This is a genomic window from Novosphingobium sp. CCH12-A3 (assembly GCF_001556015.1).
Taxonomy (GTDB): Bacteria; Pseudomonadota; Alphaproteobacteria; order Sphingomonadales; family Sphingomonadaceae; genus Novosphingobium; species Novosphingobium subterraneum.
The window spans coordinates 1-734 of sequence record NZ_LSIA01000189.1 but is presented as its reverse complement, the minus strand read 5'-3'; the positions used below and the strand labels follow the sequence as shown (position 1 = coordinate 734).

General features: G+C 63.5%; 1 protein-coding gene and 1 pseudogene. Both read right to left on the bottom strand.

Going from position 1 to position 734, the window contains the following annotated elements; genetic code table 11:
* Positions 1-255, bottom strand: a pseudogene (locus AX703_RS14550) (CopG family transcriptional regulator); the annotation flags it as partial.
* A 37-nt stretch (positions 256-292) separates the two neighbouring features.
* Positions 293-658: a hypothetical protein gene (locus tag AX703_RS14545; RefSeq protein WP_062345061.1), complete on the bottom strand. Its 366-nt coding sequence runs from the start codon at positions 656-658 to the stop codon at positions 293-295.
* Positions 659-734 lie beyond the last annotated feature (76 nt).

The following is a 734-nucleotide window of genomic DNA, read 5'->3' as shown; positions in this document are numbered from 1 at the left end:
TATCCGGCGTAGCAGCTCGTCGCGCAAATCGCGGTGCGGCTCCATGTCGATAAAGTTCTTGACGATCGCGAACACCGCCTCGGACGGATCAACGAAATGGCCCCCCTCGACCTGCGCCAACAGCCAATCGGCCATGTCGCCGGGTAGATACGCCTCGAAACGCAACCCGCCCGCGCGCGCCTGCTCGCACAGCGCCTTGGCTTGGTCGCGCTCGGCGTAGTTGTCGGCAAAAGCCTCGTCGTCATTTTCGATCATGCCGGCATCCCTTTTTGCGGTGGATCTTCGGAGGCGTTTAAACGCTCTCTGCGGGGTCGCCGCGATAGCGCACCCAAAGGTCGCCCATCGCGTCGCGGTAGCCCCAGGCATCGGCGTAGGTGGTCGACTCCTGCGCCAGATAGGCCATGACCGTAAGCATATCCTCGGCAATGACGGCATCGACGTTGCACAAGTGGATGATCGGGAAATGCCCGCACTCGTCGCCGTTCCACCAGGCCAGCAGGAAATCCGCGACCTTGCCGGATGCGCCGGTTTCGGCCGCGCGTGTGGGCGGCCGCGCGATCGGCAGCAAGCGGCCGATCGCCGCGCCGGCCTCATCGAAACTGACGGCCCGGATGACGGGGCGACGTTGCGGGGGTGTCGTGGCGGCCGTCCCGGTCATGCGATCATGGTCCCTAGAGTGTGTGATAAAGGACATTATCATATGTAGAGCGAGCTGTGAATCCTTCCTCGGAGCG